Source organism: Granulicatella sp. (genome assembly GCF_057274575.1).
Genome location: NZ_DBHISP010000003.1, coordinates 36,014 through 56,008, shown reverse-complemented (window position 1 = coordinate 56,008; position 19,995 = coordinate 36,014). Strand labels below are relative to the sequence as shown.

The 19,995-nt window shown below is 38.0% G+C and carries 17 protein-coding genes and 1 other annotated feature; of the genes, 1 reads left to right on the top strand and 16 read right to left on the bottom strand.

The features are described 5' to 3' along the window. Positions 1 to 39 precede the first annotated feature (39 nt). Positions 40 to 241 (bottom strand) — a binding site (T-box leader). 39 nt (positions 242 to 280) lie between these two features. The 6 genes from ACO5V7_RS02625 to hpf form a co-directional block, all read right to left on the bottom strand. Next, complete coding sequence (locus ACO5V7_RS02625; RefSeq protein WP_298647777.1) at positions 281 to 460, bottom strand: nucleoside triphosphate pyrophosphohydrolase family protein; 180 nt, start codon at positions 458 to 460, stop codon at positions 281 to 283. A gap of 71 nt (positions 461 to 531) precedes the next feature. Continuing rightward, on the bottom strand, positions 532 to 1,419 hold the full coding sequence (gene ftsX / locus ACO5V7_RS02620; protein WP_298647774.1) for a permease-like cell division protein FtsX: 888 nt from the start codon (positions 1,417 to 1,419) through the stop codon (positions 532 to 534). Then, positions 1,409 to 2,095 (bottom strand): cell division ATP-binding protein FtsE, encoded by a 687-nt coding sequence (gene ftsE / locus ACO5V7_RS02615; RefSeq protein WP_298647771.1) that lies wholly within the window; start codon positions 2,093 to 2,095, stop codon positions 1,409 to 1,411. The genes ftsX and ftsE overlap by 11 nt, the downstream gene beginning before the upstream one ends. A gap of 531 nt (positions 2,096 to 2,626) precedes the next feature. Then, positions 2,627 to 3,749, bottom strand: a protein-coding gene (gene prfB / locus ACO5V7_RS02610; RefSeq protein ID WP_485484928.1) for a peptide chain release factor 2 whose coding sequence is annotated in 2 segments (ribosomal slippage) — positions 2,627 to 3,688 and positions 3,690 to 3,749 — 1,122 coding nt in all. Because the reading frame shifts where the segments join, the coding sequence is not laid out codon by codon here. A gap of 52 nt (positions 3,750 to 3,801) precedes the next feature. Next, positions 3,802 to 6,246, bottom strand: a complete 2,445-nt coding sequence (secA, locus tag ACO5V7_RS02605) for a preprotein translocase subunit SecA (RefSeq protein WP_485484927.1) — start codon at positions 6,244 to 6,246, stop codon at positions 3,802 to 3,804. 189 nt (positions 6,247 to 6,435) lie between these two features. Further along, the gene (gene hpf / locus ACO5V7_RS02600; RefSeq protein WP_039848722.1) at positions 6,436 to 6,978 is read right to left on the bottom strand and encodes a ribosome hibernation-promoting factor, HPF/YfiA family; all 543 of its coding nucleotides are present in this window, start codon (positions 6,976 to 6,978) and stop codon (positions 6,436 to 6,438) included. Between the two features lie 411 nt (positions 6,979 to 7,389). Between hpf and ACO5V7_RS02595 the strand changes: the two genes are divergently transcribed. Next, positions 7,390 to 8,484, top strand: a complete 1,095-nt coding sequence (locus tag ACO5V7_RS02595; protein WP_485484926.1) for a glycerol dehydrogenase — start codon at positions 7,390 to 7,392, stop codon at positions 8,482 to 8,484. Between the two features lie 460 nt (positions 8,485 to 8,944). Here ACO5V7_RS02595 and ACO5V7_RS02590 read toward each other — a convergent pair whose 3' ends face one another. From ACO5V7_RS02590 to ACO5V7_RS02545, 10 genes are all read right to left on the bottom strand, one after another. Beyond that, positions 8,945 to 10,090: an SHIRT domain-containing protein gene (locus ACO5V7_RS02590; protein ID WP_485484925.1), complete on the bottom strand. Its 1,146-nt coding sequence runs from the start codon at positions 10,088 to 10,090 to the stop codon at positions 8,945 to 8,947. A gap of 710 nt (positions 10,091 to 10,800) precedes the next feature. Then, positions 10,801 to 11,373 carry a ComF family protein gene (locus ACO5V7_RS02585; protein WP_485484924.1) on the bottom strand — a complete coding sequence of 191 codons (573 nt, stop codon included), beginning with the start codon at positions 11,371 to 11,373 and terminating at the stop codon, positions 10,801 to 10,803. A 104-nt stretch (positions 11,374 to 11,477) separates the two neighbouring features. Further along, complete coding sequence (locus ACO5V7_RS02580; protein ID WP_485484923.1) at positions 11,478 to 12,836, bottom strand: ATP-dependent helicase ComFA; 1,359 nt, start codon at positions 12,834 to 12,836, stop codon at positions 11,478 to 11,480. Between the two features lie 82 nt (positions 12,837 to 12,918). Continuing rightward, positions 12,919 to 14,046 carry a sodium ion-translocating decarboxylase subunit beta gene (locus tag ACO5V7_RS02575; RefSeq protein ID WP_298730427.1) on the bottom strand — a complete coding sequence of 376 codons (1,128 nt, stop codon included), beginning with the start codon at positions 14,044 to 14,046 and terminating at the stop codon, positions 12,919 to 12,921. A gap of 13 nt (positions 14,047 to 14,059) precedes the next feature. Then, a complete protein-coding gene (locus tag ACO5V7_RS02570) occupies positions 14,060 to 14,428 on the bottom strand; it encodes a biotin/lipoyl-containing protein (protein WP_485484922.1) in 369 nt (122 codons plus the stop codon). Beyond that, positions 14,429 to 14,746 carry an OadG family protein gene (locus ACO5V7_RS02565; RefSeq protein ID WP_485484921.1) on the bottom strand — a complete coding sequence of 106 codons (318 nt, stop codon included), beginning with the start codon at positions 14,744 to 14,746 and terminating at the stop codon, positions 14,429 to 14,431. A 10-nt stretch (positions 14,747 to 14,756) separates the two neighbouring features. Next, on the bottom strand, positions 14,757 to 16,148 hold the full coding sequence (locus tag ACO5V7_RS02560) for an oxaloacetate decarboxylase subunit alpha (protein WP_485484920.1): 1,392 nt from the start codon (positions 16,146 to 16,148) through the stop codon (positions 14,757 to 14,759). Positions 16,149 to 16,166: 18 nt separating this feature from the next. Continuing rightward, positions 16,167 to 17,816 carry a phosphoenolpyruvate carboxykinase (ATP) gene (locus tag ACO5V7_RS02555; RefSeq protein ID WP_485484919.1) on the bottom strand — a complete coding sequence of 550 codons (1,650 nt, stop codon included), beginning with the start codon at positions 17,814 to 17,816 and terminating at the stop codon, positions 16,167 to 16,169. Between the two features lie 200 nt (positions 17,817 to 18,016). Beyond that, on the bottom strand, positions 18,017 to 19,336 hold the full coding sequence (locus tag ACO5V7_RS02550) for a histidine kinase dimerization/phospho-acceptor domain-containing protein (protein ID WP_485484918.1): 1,320 nt from the start codon (positions 19,334 to 19,336) through the stop codon (positions 18,017 to 18,019). Further along, positions 19,333 to 19,989 carry a response regulator transcription factor gene (locus tag ACO5V7_RS02545; protein WP_485484917.1) on the bottom strand — a complete coding sequence of 219 codons (657 nt, stop codon included), beginning with the start codon at positions 19,987 to 19,989 and terminating at the stop codon, positions 19,333 to 19,335. Before ACO5V7_RS02545 ends, ACO5V7_RS02550 begins: the two co-directional genes overlap by 4 nt. Positions 19,990 to 19,995 lie beyond the last annotated feature (6 nt).

Genomic DNA, 19,995 nt, shown 5'->3' with positions numbered 1-19,995 from the left:
CTTTTCGTTTTTTGTGAAATAAAAAAAAGCCACTCCCCTAAAAAGGACGAATGACTCGCGGTACCACCTTAATTACACTTACTTTGTAAATGTCTCTTTAACATTGATAACGATGATTTCACCGGATTATTTTCATAATCACTTCGTTTGGTAGGTTCAGTTAAAGAGCGGGGGTTCTTTCTCAGCAATCAGAACTTTCTGTACCCATCATTTCACTTACTTTTCCATGTCCTATCGTACTCTAAACACACTCGTAAAGCAAGTGTTTTCTTGCTTTAAACTAGTCGTTTTTTGCTGTTTGAGCTATGTACTCCATCAAGTTCGTTGAATGTTGATATTTAATAGCCGCACTTAAGTCTTTTTCTAAGATAACTTTCTCTAAATCAATTCCGTTTACTCCTGCAATAGCAATCGTATAATGAATTACGTCCGCAAGTTCTTTTCCTAATTTTTCGAGCACAACTTCTCACGTTCCAACTTCTTATCCTAACAAAAAAGACGAACGTATAACGCCCATCTTTTTCACACTAGTTATTTTTTTAAAAATCTTCTCATTGAAAGAATAGAGCCAAATGCTCCGATTGTTACACCGATAGCAACCATGGCCAATGAGACATAAAATAAGAATGGATTTGGATCAAGTAAGCTAAAACTTGAACCTGAGAAAAAGTCTGATCCACCCTTATAAACCCATAGATAGATTGACCACACTAATCCGATTGGAATAATAGAACCCAGTAACCCAATCATCCCACCTTCAATGAAGAAAGGCCAGCGAATATAAGCTTTTGTAGCTCCGACCAAACGCATAATCTCAATTTCCGTTTTTCTTAAATAGATTGTTGAACGAATCGTATTAGAAATTAAAAACATTGCTAAAGCTAATAGCCCCACAATAATTACAGCACCGATGTTTCGAGCTGTAGCAATAATTCGAAATAAATTATCCGCACGAGCCTCACCATAACGAACACGAGCTACGTAATCCATTCCTTCGATAGCTTTAGCAACTGCGCTTGTTTTTTGAGGTTCTTTTGCTTTTACGTCAAAAGCATTACGAAGTGGATTTCCATCATTTTTAAACAATGAAAATTCTTCAGCAAAGCTCTTTGTTACATCTTCTAATTCTTCATCTTTTGAACGGAATGTTACAGATTCTACATCCGCTAATTCTTTAATTTTCGCTTCTAATTGATCTGTCTTTTCCTGATCTGCTGCCAAATCAATATATACACGAACATTAACGTCATTTTCAATATCTGATCCAATTTTGTTCACATTAAATAATAATGAAACAAACACACCAACGATTAAAAGAATCATTGATACCGCAGAAACCGAACCAAATGTCATTAATCCGTTTCTGAAAAGACTCTTGAAGGCGTCACGTATATGACGACCCATCGTTCTAATCTTCATATCCGTATTCCCCCTGTTCTTGGTCACGAACAATTTGTCCACTTTCAATGGCTAAAACTCGATGTTTTTTCTCGTTTACGATTTGACTATTATGAGTCGCCATCACAATTGTAGTTCCTTGTTCATTAATTCTTTCTAAAATATCCATAATCTCCATAGATGTATCCGGATCTAGGTTTCCTGTAGGCTCATCAGCAATTAAAATCCCCGGAGTATTCACAATTGCTCGAGCAATTGCTACACGTTGTTGTTCCCCACCAGATAATTCATTTGGGAAGTTATTCATACGGTGTTTTAAATTTACTAATTCTAACACTTCGTCTACGCGGCGTTTAATTTCGCGCGGAGATTTTTCAATTACTTCCATCGCATATGCCACATTTTCATAAACTGTTTTATTTTGTAAAAGTTTAAAATCTTGGAAAACGACACCAACATAACGGCGTAAGAATGGAATCTGACGATCTTTAATCTTCATCAAATCATATTTTCCCACACGAATTCTACCCTTTGTCGCTTTTTCTTCACGATACATCATTTTTATGAAAGTTGATTTCCCTGCACCAGAAGGCCCTACTACATAAACAAAATCTCCATCTTTAATTTGGATTGATAAATTATTAATAGCAGTAATTCCTTTACTATATTTCTTAGTTACATTCATCATTTCAATCATAAACTCACCAGCTTTCTAATCCTACGATTTTTTAATCTTCACCATTATAGCACCCTAATATTACAACACCTTCACATAAGATTACAGAAATATTAAATTAAGGATACGAGGGCGAACGCTTAGGACTGAAACACTGGACCGGAGCGACGCAAGGAACGTGAAACGTTCTGCAGACGAATCCGGGAAGTGGACGTCAGTCCTGTGAGCCCGAGTTCAACTACTCAGGATACGAGCCATCGCGTTCAGAAATGGAACGTTGGGCCGGAATACCGTAAGCGGCTGGGACAGCCGTGCAAAATCCTTCACAGTGCGAAGGATTTGGGTGTAAGCATTGCTCAGTGCATAATATTACATACTTATAAGACAATACTTTTCTCCCTATTAGCAGTATGAACTCATCCCCTCAAGAAAGTCATTTACTCAAGATATGGAAGATTCCTTCTTATAATAATCCACCTAATTAAAACGAACTTAAAACAATTTGCCTTCCAACAGTAAAACACCCAGCTCTCACTAGGTGTTTCTCTACTATTATTCTTCAGTTGCTTTCGTTTCCTCAAGCGTCCATTTTAAGTACGCATCCATAAACGGATCTAAGTCTCCATCCATCACCGCACCAATATTTCCTGTCTCATATCCAGAACGTAAGTCTTTTACCATTGAATAGGGGTGGAAAACATAATTTCGAATTTGAGAACCCCAGGCGATATCTTTTTGCTCTCCACGGATAGCTGCCAATTCTGCCGCCTTCTTCTCTTCTTCTAATTGGAATAATTTCGCCTTCAGCATCGCCATCGCTTGGTCTCTATTTTTAAATTGAGAACGTTGCGCCTGACTCTGCGTCACGATTCCAGTTGGAATATGCGTAATACGTACCGCAGAAGACGTCTTATTAATATGTTGTCCACCGGCACCGCTGGCACGATACACATCAATTTTTAAATCATCTGGATTAATTTCAATATCAATATCTCCATCCATTTGCGGAACGACATCCACTGAACAGAATGATGTATGACGTTTCCCAGCTGCATCAAACGGTGAAATACGAACGAGTCGATGCACTCCTTTTTCAGAGCGTAAGTACCCGTATGCATTCAAACCTTCAATCGATAAGGTAACAGATTTAATCCCAGCTTCATCCCCGTCTTGGTAGTCCACTGTTTCGACTCTGTAGCCATGCTTTTCAGCCCATCGCATATACATACGAAGAAGCATACTTCCCCAGTCTTGCGATTCTGTCCCCCCAGCTCCTGGGTGAATTTCTAAGATAGCACTGTTCTTATCATGTGGACCGTTCAGTAACATACTTAATTCGTACTGTTGTAAGTCTTTTTCAAGAGACTGAATCGCCTCAACGATTTCCGCATGCACTTCTTCATCTGGCTCTTCTTTATACATTTCAAATAATAAACTTGTTTCTTCATGAGCTAATTCCATTTTATGGAAAGTATCATAAATCGACTTCAATTCATTATTTTTTTGAATAATTTGATTGGCCTTTTCACTATCGTTCCAAAAAGATGGTTCTGACATTTCCTGCTCGTAAGCAGCGATATCTTCTTCTAGGCGATCTAAGTCAAAGAGACCTCCTATAGCTGATAATTTGCTCATTCATGGCTTCAAGTGCATTTCTAATTTCACTAATTTCCATATTGACCTCTTTCTAAAAGAAAACGGCGAAATGCTTCGCCGTCTCTCATTTATTAATCTTCTTCAGAATCGTCGTCAGAAGTTCTATCGTGACCTGTTGCCACTACACTACGAACTCCTTGTACTTGTTCACGTTGTAAGTTTTGACGAATTTGAGATTTCATCAAGATACGTGTCACATCATAGTCGATTTCAGCAATCATTTGTTGGAATCGTTCGTACCCTTCAGTTTGGTATTCCGTTAATGGGTCGATTTGTGCATATCCACGTAATCCAACACTTTGACGTAATTGGTCCATATCATCAATGTGGTCAGTCCATTTACGGTCAACCACACGTAAAATAACCACTTTTTCGAACTCAAGCATTTGATCGTCACCGTTCAATTGCTCTTGTTTTTCTTTATAGATTTCTAAGGCTTTTTCATTCAAGATTTCTTCAATCTCTGCAGCTGTTTTTCCTTCAAAATCACTTAACGAAATTTCGTCTGGCGCACAAATTGCATTGTGTGCAAAGTCTACTAAGCCTTCTAAATTCCATTCTTTTTGATCCGCTAAAGTATGGCTTTCCACTACACGGTGGATAGTACGACGAATCATACCTTTTGTTACATTCTCAAGAGATTTCTCTTCATTGATAATTTGTAAACGTTGAGAGTAGATGATTTCACGTTGTTCACGCATTACTTCATCGTACTCTAAGACACTTTTACGTGTATCGTAGTTATTTCCTTCAACACGTTTTTGTGAAGACTCCACTTGTTTGGTTAACATCTTACTTTGGATGAAGTTATCATCCTCTTCATCTGTTAAGTTTAGACGTTCCCAGATAGCTTGCATCTTTTCTCCACCGAAACGTTTCATTAAGTCGTCTTCTAATGAAAGGTAGAATTGTGTAGCACCTGGATCCCCTTGACGTCCACTACGTCCACGTAATTGGTTATCAATACGACGGCTTTCGTGACGTTCTGTACCGATTACACAAAGTCCACCTAGTTCTTTTACACCTTTACCAAGCTTAATGTCAGTACCACGTCCGGCCATGTTTGTTGCAATCGTAACCGCACCACGTTGACCAGCTGACATGATAATTTCTGCTTCTTTAAAGTGGTTTTTCGCATTTAGGACTTCGTGAGGAATTCCTTCTGCGCGAAGTAAGTTCGAAATCAATTCACTTGTTTCAACCGCAACAGTCCCCACAAGGATAGGTTGTCCAACTTCATGACGTTGTTTAATGTCTTTAACAACCGCTCTAAATTTACTACGTAGAGATGGATAAATTAAGTCTTGTCCGTCAATACGCTGAATTGGTCGGTTTGTTGGAATCGCAATAACGTTCATGTTGTAGATTTCTCTGAATTCTTCTTCTTCCGTTTTAGCAGTTCCTGTCATTCCTGACAATTTACGATACATACGGAAGTAATTTTGGTAAGTGATTGTTGCCATTGTCTTAGATTCGTTTTCAACTTCAACGCCTTCTTTAGCTTCAATCGCTTGGTGAAGGCCATCTGAGTAACGACGCCCTTCCATGATACGTCCCGTAAATCCATCAACGATTTTAACTTTACCTTCATCCACCACATAGTCGATGTCGCGTAACATAATGTAGTTCGCACGTAAAGCTTGGTCAATATGATGAACAAGCGCTGAGTTATCGACATCATAAAGGTTTGGTAATCGGAATGTTTGTTCCGCTTTATTAATCCCTTCGTCTGTTAATGAGATTGTTTTAGAAGTTAAGTCGATTGTGTAGTCTTCTTCCTCTTTCAACCCTTTAACAAACATATCTGCACGTTGATATAACACAGTTGATTTTTCAGCTTGTCCTGAAATAATTAATGGTGTACGCGCTTCGTCAATTAAGATTGAGTCTGTCTCATCGACAACTGCGTAGTTTAATGAACGTTGTACCATTTGGGATTTATAAACCACCATGTTATCACGTAGATAGTCAAATCCTAGTTCACTGTTTGTACTATATGTGATATCTGCAGCATAAGCGGCACGTTTTTCTTCTGAGGACATGCCTGTTAAGTTCAATCCTACAGTTAATCCTAAGAAATTATATAATTCACCCATCTCACGAGCGTCACGACTTGCTAAATATTCGTTAACAGTAACAACATGGACACCTTCACCAGATAGTGCATTTAAATATACTGGCATTGTCGCTGTTAAAGTTTTCCCTTCCCCAGTACGCATCTCTGCAATGTTCCCATCATGAAGTGTGATTCCACCCATGATTTGAACTTTATATGGGAATAATCCAAGAACACGTTTTGCCCCTTCACGAACAAGCGCAAAAGCTTCAGGAATAAGAGCATCTAAAGTTTCCCCTTTAGCATATCTCTCCTTAAATTCTTCAGTTTTCACTGGAAAATCAGCATCTTCTAATGCAGCCATTTGAGATTCTAACGCAATTACTTTGTCCGCTAATTTCCCTAAACGGCGTAATTCGCGCTTATCATTTTCAACTAACTGTCTCAAAAAATTTGCCATTTAATTAACTCCTTTTTTATCCTCATCCATCGTCCTTATCTTGAAGTATGTAGATGGTGAATATTTTAAAACTCATAAAGTCCTACAAATTGGTACCTATACCTATTGCATCTTGTTTATTTTACCATTGTTTAGCTAATTAAGAAAGCAAAAAAAGGTGACTTTTTTCAAAGTCACCTGATTTTTTTATTAATTTGTTTCAATCAAACCATATTTTCCATCTTTACGACGGTAAACAATGTTTGTTTCGTTCGTTTCAGCATCTTGATAGATAAAGAAATTATGTCCCAACATATTCATTTGTAGTACAGCTTCTTCACTATCCATTGGTTTTAAATCAATTCGTTTCGTACGAACGATTTCTAATCCTGTTTCCTCTTCTTCTGGAGCTTCTGGAAGCGTTGGTAACACAATATCGAATCCTTTTTCACGAGATTTACGATTGATTTTTGTTTTATGCTTACGAACTTGTCTTTCCAGTTTGTCTACTACTAAGTCAATGCTTCCATATAAATCAATTGAAGTTTCCTCAGCGCGTAGAACTAAATAAGGAAGTGGAATTGTTACCTCAACTTTTGCAGTCTTTTCAGTGTAGACTTTCAAGTTAACGTATGCAGTCGCATTAGCTACGTCAGTAAAATACTTTTCAAGTTTGCTAATTTTCTTTTCTGCGTATTGACGAATCGCTTCTGTGACCTCAATATTTTCTCCACGGATATTATATTTAAACATAATACTCTCCCCTTTCATCTGGAAAACCAGATTTGAAGAAATATCCTAAGGACCACTCTTAGGAATTGCTTCGTTTGATTTCTATAGTTTTATTATAAAGCATGAATAGGGCTTTTACAACCGTTTTCAACAATTCTTTCATTAAGAATTGTTAAGGAAAAACAGTCTTTTTGAGGACTTTTCTTAGGATATATTTTGTTTTCATTAGATGAAAAATCATAAAGAATTGAAAATTAGAATCATTCCCAACAAGAATCGCCTATCCCAAAATTCTCCTCATCCCCAGTAATGATTTTCCCCTTTCTAGAAAGTCTCAGATTCCTAGTTAAAACTACACAGAATCTCCATTGACAGAAATCGTTCTCAACGATATAGTGAAATTGTAAACAAAAAAATGAAGGAGTTATACTTATGGAAAAAGTATTTGCTAGTCCGTCTCGTTATGTTCAAGGGAAAGATGTTCTTAAAACTGGTCTTTCTCACGTGTTGGCTCTAGGGGATCGACATCTCCTTCTTTGCGACCCTATCGTTTATGATTTAGTCGGTAAAGAACTGGAAGAAAACCTCGTGAAAGAAGGCGCATTTGTTCATCGTGAAATCTTCCATGGTGAAGCCACCAATGATGAAGTGCGCCGCGTTGCTGAAGTCGTGAAGGAACATCAATTGAATGTTGTCATCGGCTTAGGCGGTGGTAAATCTATCGATACAGCCAAAGCGATTGCGGATGATTCAAATTGTCCGGTAGCGATTTTACCAACAATTGCTTCAACGGATGCTCCAACTTCTGCCCTCTCTGTTATTTATTCAGCAGAAGGCATGTTTAAACGCTATCGTTTCTACAAGAAAAATCCAGAATTAGTATTAGTCGATACAAAAGTCATTGCCAATGCTCCAGTTCGTTTATTAATCTCAGGAATTGCTGATGCGCTTGCTACTTGGGTTGAGGCTCGTGCAGTCATTGAAGCACAAGGAGGCACAATGGTCGGTCAAATGTCAACGATTGCGGCAGCAGCTATCGCTCGCGTCTGCGAAAGTACTTTATTCGAAAATGGTCTACAAGCTGTAGCTGCGGCAAATGCAAAAGTAGTTACTCCAGCTTTAGAAGCCGTTATCGAAGCCAACACACTACTCAGCGGTATCGGTTTTGAATCTGCTGGTCTAGCAGCTGCTCATGCCATCCATAACGGATTCACTGCAATTCATGGAGATATTCATTCTCTTACTCACGGTGAAAAAGTCGCTTATGGTACATTAACACAACTATTATTAGAAAATCGTCCAAAAGAAGAACTCGATAAATACATCACTTTCTACAAAGCACTCGGCTTACCAACAACGCTGAAAGAAGTGAAATTGGATTCTGTGCCATATGAAGACTTACTCAAGATTGGATCTCTTGCAACACAAGAAGGCGAAACCATCCACCAAATGGTTGTTGACTATACTGCCGAAGATGTCGCAAATGCTCTCCTCGCTCTTGACCAATATGTCACTACAAGATTCTAAAAATGACTAGGTAGAATCCAACAGCCCAAGCAGAAATCTGCTTGGACTGTTTTATCGATCGGTTTTGTATCATGTATGATACGTATCATGCATGATACACTTTTTTATCTAAATAATGTCAGAGATTCTACTTCTTCAACTCCTGTTTCCATTAATGCTTTTGCGGCAAGGTGGATTGTTGCGCCGGTTGTATAAACATCATCTATTAATCTGACTATTTTGATACAATGACACTTTTCATTTGAATTCTGATACTTTTATAATCAATCTAACTCTACAATACTTTCATTCTAATAAGTACTAGGTTTAAGAAAAGCTCCACTCTGTATCTTAAAGTTAGTGTCACATCCTATTTACTTCATAAAAAAGGAATTAAGCAACAAACCATCGCTTAATTCCCTTCATATTCATTTTATAAAAAATATGATACTGTCTACCAAATCTATTTGAATATAAGATTTTATTCCTTTTTCTTTAATTTAACGATTGCCATACCAGATAACATCAAAGCACTCCCTACTCCTATTAACGAAGATGCTGTCCCCGTATTAGGCAACTCTTCATCTTTAGGTGGATTATTAACCGTCGTTTCTTGAGACAGTTCCTCTGTTGTTTCCTGTGTCGTGCTCTCCTGCGTAGTTGATGCTGTTCTCTTCTCAAAAGTCCATTCTCCAATAAAACTTACATCTGCTTTATTGATTATTTTTGTTTCTTCATCATAACCTTGGAACGTCCACACACCATCTAATACTGGATCCTCAATTTTCGTTTCACTTGGATGGATTGCCTGTACTTTATCTGTCGTAACATATTTATTCATGTCTTTTGGCAATAAAGTATTAACCGAATCTGGTAGAGACTTACCAGGTGTCCCACTCTTGAACTCATAAGACACACTATATTCGTTTGCCTTATATTTCCATTGACCGACAAACGTAACATCCGTTTCATCAAACACTATTGAATTAAAAGTATAGCCTAAAAAGCTCCAAATTCCATCATCACTCTCCACTTTATCCTCATACACCGGCTTAGCCTTAGCAATATCTCCCTTTCTATACCAGTGATTATCGACTGGGAGTAACTTATTCACCTCTTCCGGCAATTGCTTTCCTAGAGTGACGCTTTCAAAACGATAATACGCATATTTAAAATCAGGTACAATTCCGTCATAAGCCATAATATCCTTCATCCATGTCCCATAAACCGTCATATCCTCAGTAACGATGGTATATTGGGTGAATTCCTCTCCGCTGCCATCTGGCTTAGTATTCCATCCCATGAATCTATAGACAAAATAGGCTCGGCCTAATAGCTTACTCATCAGAATTGATGGCGGATCCCAGGGCATTGTATCTCCAACTTCCGTCTCAGTTGGACGAATGCCTTTATTAAGGTCGTCCTTTTCAATCGATTTATTATGTTCAACAACCACCGTCCCCCAATTTTGAGGTTCATATTTCTCAATATCAATAAAGGAGCTATTCTTATCAAAAGTTACTTTATGAATTCCTTCGGCCAGCAAGGTGTAGTTTGCACTATTCTTTACTGTAGAATTATCAGATAATTCTTTTTCACTAGCAAAGGCGACTCCCTTATAAGCCATAAAAGTAAATATTACCAAAACAACAGTCAAAAGTATACCCACTTTAACCATTCCATGTCCCGTTTTTTTCAGTAGATTATTGTGCATATTTTCTCACCTCAAAGAAAATTATACTACTTAAATGAATCGCTTTCAATATTTCTTGTCTTTATGTGGCTACTATATACTTTTTTAGTAGCAATATCCCCCCAATTTCTAATAGCCATTAGTAACACCTTTTTCTAATCGACCTTCAAACGTTAAAATAATACTCTAAGATTCTTATTTTTAGGATTTTCAATAACATATTCGTCTAAATCCATTTCATCATGAATCACTCCACGAAGTATACAGAATGTACTTTTATTACTTTTCTAGAACACACTAATAGTAATTATTTAAATCAACAATGAGTCACATTCTTTCTCAATAATCATTTTATTCAATAAATCGCTATATTTATAATTCTCTTCCTTAACAAAATTTTCTAAATCCGGAGACCAGCTGTATCCACCACTCATTAAATTCTCAGTATCGGAATTTTTATCCATAAATACTGAAACACGGTAGTTCTCATTCTCACTTACATATAAACAAACACTAATCTCCTATTACATTGGATTCAAAAAATGAAATGCTATATCCTTTTTTAGCACAATCATTATTACATATACAATATTTTTTACTTTCTCTCACATGTTTAATTATATAAACTGTTTTAAATAATTCTACTATCTAAATAACGTCAGAGACTCCACTTCTTCAACACCCATTTCCGTTAATGCTTTTGCGGCAAGATGTAAAGTTGCGCCAGTTGTATAAACATCATCCACTAGCAAAACCTTCGTTGGAATCATGACACCCTCTCTTATCTTAAAAGGTTGCTTTAGTTGCAGACGTTCCTGCCTTGTCTTCTCCGATTGCTTCTTTCCACTTCCTATATGTTCTAACAGTGTAAAAGTTGGTACACGGCACTCTTCCAGTAAAGTTGGGATCGTCTCGAATTCTCTCTTTTTTAGACTTGCACTAGATGACGGTAATGGACAAATAACGAATCCCCTCTTTTGATACTTGAGCAACTCTTGTCTTAACTCCTTTAGCACCAACGTCATCACTCTTGTATCTCCTACAAATTTGAATAACTCCATAAACTTTCGTCCCGCCTCGTCATAAGCATATAAGGAAGTATTCTTTAAAAGTACTGCTTCTTTTACTTGATGCCATTTTTGACAATCCAGACAAACTTCGACTTTCGTCGTCAGCCGTCCACACTCTAGGCAAGTTGGATGCTGTTTTAATTTCATGAACGGATGCTCACAATTGACGCAGATGCACTTTCTATTTGCTCCCAGTAAAAATGAGAGTATAGGCTGCGCTCTTTCAACTTCTTCTCCGCACCATAAACATTTCATTCGTGCTCCCTCCATCGAAGCGCTTGTTGATTTAAGTCTTCGATTTCCCTAACCGCCTGTATCATCGCTTTTGTTTTCCCATTATGAAAATACACAACATCTCCTGTCGGGCATTCTGCGGTCCGTCCAACGCGTCCTGCGATTTGCACGAGTACTTCTCTTGAAAATTCCTCTTCGTGCGCATTGACGACACAAACATCGACTCCTGGGAAAGTCACTCCTCGCTCTAAAATGGTTGTCGTCACAAGAAAATCGAGCTCCCCTGCTCTCATTTGCGCAATTCTCTTTTGACGATATATTTCTTTAGAACTAACCGTCTCGAATTTTGCATTTGGAAACTGTCGTCTAAGTGCTACTTCTATCGGATTAAGAAGTGTAATTCGTGGTACAAATAACAAAAATCGTTTCCCTGCTTTAACATGTTCCTCTATAAACTGCTGCATAGGTTTTGGCACTTTCTTCTTTCGTAATCTTTTATCTAAATCCCCGATATAACTTATCGTTGGTACTACTAGTGGTTTCTTGTGATAACGCTCCGGTAGTAAGGAAACCGACAACTCCTTTCGTTTGATTCTGTTTTCTAGCGTCCGGGATGGTGTCGCCGTTAAATATAGCAAGCACCCATCCTCTTTCACTGCCCGATGAACTGCTCTAATCAGTAATTCATTATCCCGATACGGAAACGAGTCCGTCTCATCAATCACCACTAAATCAAACGCTCGGTAAAACCGTAACATCTGGTGCGTCGTCGCAATCGTGAGAGGCACTCTCTTGTACCCTTCCTCCGACTGCGAGTGCAAGACGTTTTGTTCAACTGTTGGGAAAGCTTCCTTCAAACGAGGAGCTAACTCCACACATACATCAATTCTTGGTGCTGCAATAGCGACTCTCTTTCCTTGTTGTAACATCCATTCGATGCTTGCAAAAATCATCTCCGTTTTCCCTGAACCTGTCACTGCCCAAAGAAGGTGCTCGCGAAATCCTGTTTGCTTTACGACAGCCAAACACACCAAAGAGAGCTGCTCCTGTTTAGCACTCAGGATATGTTTATAGTGCGCTAATTCTTCTTCTCTTCTTAGAAAAGGCTGCTCTTCTTCAGGTGTTGCAATTATGACACTACACTCCTTCACCTTTCCCATTGCGATGCACTTCAAGCAATACCAACATTCACCTCCTGTACAATTGATACAAGGTCCTTTCGCAAATTCCAACGGATTGGTATTCCCACAAAATTGGCACTGCTTCTTCCCATTTTTGATAGTAATCCCCACATCTAGCACTGCATTAGGAGAAACTTTACGCTCTTCTAGCATCGATTTAAAAACTGCCCGGATGCGCCCAACTGTCTCTTCCATCTTCACCACCTCATTCCAAACTACGCAAAAAAAAAGAAGAAGATTTCTCTTCTTCTTTTTTTGTTTGAAAGGAGTGCTTCTATTATGAGAAGAATGCGAGTAATACTCCTGCCGCAATCGCACTACCGATAACGCCTGCTACGTTTGGTCCCATTGCGTGCATTAATAAATAATTACTTGGGTCTTCTCTTTGTCCTTCTTTTTGTACAACACGAGCGGCCATTGGTACGGCAGATACTCCTGCAGCACCAATCATTGGATTGATCTTACCACCAGATAATTTGTACATGACTTTACCCATAATAACCCCTGCCGCAGTACCGGCTGCAAAAGCGATTAACCCTAATAAAGTAATTTTAAGAGTCGATACCGATAAGAATAATTCCCCTGTTGCTTTCGCCCCAACGGTTAATCCTAAAATAATGGTAACCCCGTACATCATTGCATTTTGTAGAACTTTAGTAATGTTTGGTACTACCTTAATTTCTTTAATTAAGTTACCGAGCATTAAGCACCCTACTAATGGTGTTGCACTTGGTACTAATAAGCTGACGAAAATCGTAACGATGATTGGGAAAAGAATTTTTTCCGTTTCACTCACTTTACGGTTTTCTGTCATCTTCACAAGACGTTCTTTCTTCGTTGTGAGCGCACGGATAATTGGCGGTTGAATAATTGGCACAAGCGCCATATACGAGTATGCTGCTAAGGCGATTGCTGGTAATAAGTGCGGTGCAAGTCTTGTTGTTAAGAACAAGGCTGTTGGTCCATCCGCCCCCCCGATAATTCCTACTGAAGCAGCTTCTTGCGGTGTCATTCCCCACATTACTGAAAGGAAGAATGCAACGAAAATACCGAATTGAGCTGCACCACCAAGCAAGATTGTTTTTGGATTAGCTAGTAGCGGTCCAAAGTCGGTTGACGCACCTAAGCAAAGGAAAATCAACGGCGGATAAATACCAAGGTTTGTTCCTTGATATAAGTAATACAAGAGTCCACCAGGACCATTTTCTGTAGGGGCATCCATTAATCCAGCTAAAGGTAAGTTTACAAGGAGCATCCCGAAAGCAATCGGAACCATTAAGTATGGCTCATACCCTCGTTTAATCCCTAGATATAGAAACACGCAGGCAATAATTAACATAATGACATTTTGAATCGTTAGGTTATAGAGCCCGCTCGTTTCAATCAACTGTTGAATGACTTCCATAAACCATCGCCTCCTAAATCGTTAAGAGTGGTTGGTTCGATTCGACAGATTCATTACTTGATACATGAATTGCTTTCACAACACCGTCACAAGGAGCAAGGATTTCATTTTCCATCTTCATGGCTTCTAAAATCACAAGTATATCTCCTTTTTTCACTGCATCACCGACATTTTTATTGACCGATAATACAATCCCTGCCATTGGAGCTGGCACTACTTCACCTTCTCCTGTTGGAGCTGGAGCAGCTTTCTTTTCTTCCACTGGAGCACTAGGTGCAGGAGCTGGAGCAGCCGCTAATTTTTGTGCTGTTTCTTCATTTGAAATTTCTTTTAGTGAGACGATAAATGTTTCGCCATTTACTTCTACTTCATATTTTTTCATTTAGTCCACCTTCTTTTCAATCGATACAATCTCAAAGTGCTTGTCTGGTACATCCGCACTTGCTTTCGTTAAAGCGACTAATGCGGCAACTTGAGCAAGTTTATTCGTTTCAAATAGTGTTCCATTATCTTTCGGTGTTTCGGTCGCCATATTTACTGGATTCCCTACCACACCAGCTGTAGGATGGCTCTTTGCTTCCAATATTTGAATAATTTTAGAGCTTCCTTGCATGAGGAACATTAGAATCGTCAACATCACAAACACAATTCCCATTGAAACAATTGTGATCCATAAGATTTCTAATAAACTTAACTGCATAACTCTCTCCTCACTTTACCGACGCGAAAATTTTCACGACTTCTGATGGTTTTTGCCATTGTCCATTCTTCTTGAGCAAGAATTCTTTACCAACTTTAGGGAAGAGTGCGTAAGTTAAGACATCTTCGTCACTTCTTGCTAAATCTCCGAGCTCCGCTTTAAGTGTTTCGAATTCAGGTGGCAAGTGGTTCGCTGGTCGATCTGTAATGACTTCTTGATCACCAATGATAGATTTTCTGAAGCTTTCTTGAATTGGTACTGGTGATTGACCATAAGAACCAAGCAAATAGGCTTTTACTTCGTTTGAAACCACTTTGTAGCGTTGGCCTGTAAGAACATTCATCGTTGCTTGCGTTCCCACCATCTGGCTCATTGGCGTTACTAGTGGTGGATATCCAAGGTCTGCTCTTACTTTAGGCACTTCTTTTAATACCTCTTCATATTTATCCGTTGCACCTGCTTGAGTTAATTGAGAATACATATTTGATAACATTCCGCCAGGCACTTGATATAACAGCGCACGTGGGTCCGGTGTTAACATTTTTGGATTAAGTGTTCCATCTTTAATGTATTTATCTTTAATCACTCTGAAGTGGTCAGCGATTGGTTCTAATTTTTCCAAATCGACAGTAATATCATAACCTAATTCACGAAGTGCAATCACTAACGATTCCGTAGGCGGTTGACTAGTTCCTTCACTGAGTGGTGAAAGAGCTGTGTCAATGCGGTCTGCACCAGCTTCAATCACTGCTTGATAAGTAAGTTGTGCGATTCCGCTTGTGCAGTGAGTGTGCACGACGATAGGAACAGTAATCACTTCTTTTAATGCACGAACTAGCTCAATCCCTCTAGCTGGGGTCAAGATTCCGGCCATGTCTTTTACACAGATAGAATCTGCACCCATTTCTTGCATTTTTGCTGCTAGCTCTTTGTAATAGTCAATCGTATGCGCATCACTAATCGTATAGCAGATTGTCATTTGCGCTTCTTTACCCGTTTTTTTCACTGTATTCAGTGCTGCTTCTAAGTTACGAACATCATTTAGCGCATCGAAAATTCTGAAAATATCAATCCCGTTTTCTGCTGATTTTTCGACAAATTTTTCTACGACATCATCGGCATAGTGACGATATCCCAAAATATTTTGTCCGCGCAATAACATTTGAAGAGGTGTTTTCTTTAAATGTTTTTTTAAGGTACGAAGTCTGTCCCAAGGGTCTTCATCTAAAAAACGAATACACGAATCAAATGTAGCTCCACCCCAACATTCAAGTGAAGTAAATCCTGCTTCGTCTAATTGATCTAAAACAGGGAGCATATCTTCAATTCGCATACGGGTTGCCATCAAAGATTGATGAGCATCCCGTAAAATTGTATCTGTAATTCCTATTTTTCTTGTCATCACTGAACACTCCTTCCATTATAAGACGTCGATAAAGCGTTCGATTGTCTTAATGCTTTCAAGGGCATCTTGAGGAATTTGATGTTCTGGATTTGCATCATTAAATGCTTTCAAGTAGTCTAAACGGAATTGCATACGATCACGAATTAATTCAGCGTACTCGCCATTCATTTCAGGAACTTCATAACCTTCCACTGGTAAGTATTCCATTCCTGGAAGGCCACCGAATAATTCAAATTTTGCTTTGCCATCGACTACTGTTTCAATCACACCAAGAGACACTTCTTTGGTCACTTTCTTACCTAAGAAATCCCCTGTATTGATAATGTAGCAATCTACATTCTTATCAAATAATGCTTTAAATTTATAGTAGTCTTCTACTAATGGATATACACGGAATGGGTTTGCGTATGGTTCGATAACGAGCGCATCTAAGTTTGCACCTGCTCCTGTATTTTCAGCGTTAGAGCGTTTTGTCATTAATGTACATCCTAAAATAGATGCTAAACGTGGGTCTGTGATTTTTACTAGCGGTGGTAGTGCATCATCTTTCATGATCCAGAAGATAGATTGAATTGGTTCTTGAATCTTATCGACACGGTTTGGTGTTGAGTAACGAGATTTAACAGTACGTCCGTTACCGTTACGAATATCTTCTGTCACTAATACTTTACGACCATTTTCATCCAGAGTCACACCACAGTTTTGAACCGTTACGAAGTAATCCTGTTCTCTGTGACCTGCTGGATAGTCATTTGTTTTGTCGAAGTAAGAAGGTTCCAAAGCTACAGATGAACCATCTTCTACTGAAATCACAAATGCATCGTCGTGTAATACTTCAATGTCGTATTTATCGTCATGTTTTGCGTGCGTTAATGTAGACTTCCCTGATCCAGATAATCCGAAGAAGCTTGCAACGTAAGAAGCGCCTTCTTTACGGAAAATCTTCAAACCACCGTGGCAAGAAACATAGTTGTTACGAGCGGCAGTTGCCCAAGCAAGTGTCAATGTCCCCTTTTTGATTTCCCCAAAATAACTCATTCCTAAAATTGCAGCACAATTATGTTTCGTATCAAAGAACGCTAATCCATCTGGGTAATCAGGATGTCTCCATGTAGGATCAAAGAAAATAAAAATGTCATTTTCATCATACTGTTTCGATGCATCGTAACGTCTCTTATATTGGTCATTGAAAATTTGGAAGTTCAATAACCAAGAATATAAGTTATTAATATGTTCTTTAGGCATCGTGATGTGCGCTTTTACCATAAAGTCTTCATCCAGACCTACAATAGCCGTTCCTTTAATAAACGGTTTGAAAGCGCTGTTATAAATTTCGTCACGAATAATTGGAATAATCTTTGCATCTTCGGACGGATTATTTCCTAAAATTCGACGAGCTTTTGCTGTACGTCCAACGACACTCCCATCCACTACCGAAAGAATATGGGCATCCTCCGGTAATCCTAAATCCTTCGCATTTGCTACGAATGCATCTAATACAGTTGTATTGGGTGCATGTGACGCTAATTCATACGCCTCTGCCAGAGTCGGAATTTCAGTCGCATTATTCGAATAAAAAGCTGGTTCAATAGTTGCCTTCAATTGCGAAAGATGCGGATTGCTCTTGCGTATAGTGTCTGTAGCGAAACGATCAATTGTTGCCATAATATCAACCTTCCTATCTTTTTATTGATATCTTTATTATACACGAAAACGCTTTAATTGTAAGCGTTTTTGTGAAATTATTTTCTAATTTACTTATTTTTAACATTATTGTTCCATTACAAAAAAGAAGGATTATCTCCTAAAAGAGATAATCCTTCTTTTTCACCAATTCAATAAACAACACTCCTTCCATACAGCTTTTATTCTGTTTCTATTTCAAAACACATACCTGTTTTGGTTGCATAAAAGCGATGTTTAATTTCTTCTTGTTTTAATAATTGATGGACAATATATAATCCTACCCCATTACCACTTCCTTTATTACTAGTCGTTGGCAGCAACGAGTATGCCATCTCAATTTCTTCTTCTGTCAAGGGTTGACAAGGGTTTTCTATTTTTAAGATACAATTTTTAGCAGAAACTTTGATAACTCCTCCTTCATCCGAATAACGAATGGCATTAATCATTAAATTATTCCAAACTTTTTGGAATGCCATTTGGTTCATTTCTATTGTTGAAGATTCTAAATCCGTTTCAAAAATTAAATTCCTTTCTTGTGCTAAAATTTTAAATTCTTTGTTCCATATAGGAATCATTTTTTCTAGTTGAATTGATTGCTTTTCCATTGTGCTTTCTTGTAATTTTGAAAGCTCCAATATCTCTTGAACTAGCACCGATAACTGGTCAACTTTCCCAAGTGAAGCTATTAGATATTTATCTCTGTCTTTGTATTTCCCTACATTAAGGCTCATGTTTTCTAGCATAATTCTCAAACTAGCAAGTGGTGTTTTTAACTCATGCGAGGCGCTACGAAGAAAATCCACTTTTGTTTTTTCTAAGCGAATCATTTTTTGGTTCTTTTCTTCAAGTTCATCAATTACCGATAATAAATGTTGATACAAATCATTAATTTGTACTTCCATTTGTCCAATTTCGTCCGAACTTGGTTCTAAAAAGGCAACATCTCTTTCTAAATTCATCATCTTCTCTGTGACTCGAGACATTCTCATCAAAGGTCTTGAGAGTTTTCTTGCATAAATATAAGAGAATATAACTGCAGTAAATATCGAGATGGCTAAAGACAATGGTAAATAATGGAAAGTGACTCTAGTAGCTTGTTTTACCATTTCAGTCGTTGAAACCACTTGAATAAATAATTTTTTTCCATCTTTCGTCGTGACTTCTCTATCTTCGATAATCACAGAATGTTGATTGCTATTTTCATCTATTGGTAATTTTGCTCCTAGCGTTAAAGTTTCTCCAGTGCTTTCATGCTTTAAATACGCCGTAATCCCTTCATTATTGGCATACACTTGTAATGCTGAAGCAGCTCCCTTTCCATCCACTTGAGAAAGACTCTCTACAAGAACATCCGCTTTTCTACTCAGTTCTTGCTGCCGTTCTTGCATATAAAAATGCGGGAAAGCAAAATATAAAAATAAATGTGCGACTGCAACGAGTGATATTAATATACTAAAAGTATAAATGAAAATTTTTGGAAATAGTTTTAATCTTCTCATTTTAACTCCAATTTATATCCAACATTTTTAATAGTGACAATACAATCTAATTTTAACTTTTTGCGTAGTTGTTTGATATAAACATCTACGACTCGATCAAATGGTGGGTCTTCATGATTAGACCAAACATGATCTAAAATTTGTGAACGGCTCAAAGCTTGCCCTCCATGATTCACAAGCAATTTTAGAATCGACAATTCTTTGGCGGTCACTTCTACTAATTGATTATTTACATACGCTTCAAATCGTGTAAAATTAACACTTGTATCCTTATAACTCCAAGTTTCTACTTCTCCATAATGTCTTTTTAGTAAAGCCTCAATCCTCTTGTAAAGGAGCATTAGAGAAAATGGTTTTTGAATATATCCATCCACAAGTAATTCAAAGCTTTTTACTTGAGTCTCCTCATCTTGTAAGGCAGTTAACATCAATATAGGGACATGACTTTTTTGTCGAACTTCTTCTAATACTTCAAAGCCATTTTTTCGTGGCATCATAATATCTAATAGAATTAAATCAACGGATTCTCGGTTAAATACTTCGAGAGCTTCGATTCCATCGCAAGCTTCAAAAACTGTAAAGCCTTGTTCGCTTAAAAATTCTCGAACACCTTCTCGAATAGCCTCTTCATCTTCAACAATTAATAAATTCAAAAACAT

Bases quoted from the DNA above. Each gene is read 5' to 3' on its own strand.
- ftsX (WP_298647774.1), bottom strand. From the start codon at position 1,419: ATGAAGATTAGAACGATGGGTCGTCATATACGTGACGCCTTCAAGAGT.
- ftsE (WP_298647771.1), bottom strand. From the start codon at position 2,095: ATGATTGAAATGATGAATGTAACTAAGAAATATAGTAAAGGAATTACT.
- secA (WP_485484927.1), bottom strand. From the start codon at position 6,246: ATGGCAAATTTTTTGAGACAGTTAGTTGAAAATGATAAGCGCGAATTA.
- hpf (WP_039848722.1), bottom strand. From the start codon at position 6,978: ATGTTTAAATATAATATCCGTGGAGAAAATATTGAGGTCACAGAAGCG.
- ACO5V7_RS02595 (WP_485484926.1), top strand. From the start codon at position 7,390: ATGGAAAAAGTATTTGCTAGTCCGTCTCGTTATGTTCAAGGGAAAGAT.
- ACO5V7_RS02590 (WP_485484925.1), bottom strand. From the start codon at position 10,090: ATGGCTTATAAGGGAGTCGCCTTTGCTAGTGAAAAAGAATTATCTGAT.
- ACO5V7_RS02585 (WP_485484924.1), bottom strand. From the start codon at position 11,373: ATGAAATTAAAACAGCATCCAACTTGCCTAGAGTGTGGACGGCTGACG.
- ACO5V7_RS02580 (WP_485484923.1), bottom strand. From the start codon at position 12,836: ATGGAAGAGACAGTTGGGCGCATCCGGGCAGTTTTTAAATCGATGCTA.
- ACO5V7_RS02575 (WP_298730427.1), bottom strand. From the start codon at position 14,046: ATGGAAGTCATTCAACAGTTGATTGAAACGAGCGGGCTCTATAACCTA.
- ACO5V7_RS02570 (WP_485484922.1), bottom strand. From the start codon at position 14,428: ATGAAAAAATATGAAGTAGAAGTAAATGGCGAAACATTTATCGTCTCA.
- ACO5V7_RS02565 (WP_485484921.1), bottom strand. From the start codon at position 14,746: ATGCAGTTAAGTTTATTAGAAATCTTATGGATCACAATTGTTTCAATG.
- ACO5V7_RS02560 (WP_485484920.1), bottom strand. From the start codon at position 16,148: ATGACAAGAAAAATAGGAATTACAGATACAATTTTACGGGATGCTCAT.
- ACO5V7_RS02555 (WP_485484919.1), bottom strand. From the start codon at position 17,816: ATGGCAACAATTGATCGTTTCGCTACAGACACTATACGCAAGAGCAAT.
- ACO5V7_RS02550 (WP_485484918.1), bottom strand. From the start codon at position 19,336: ATGAGAAGATTAAAACTATTTCCAAAAATTTTCATTTATACTTTTAGT.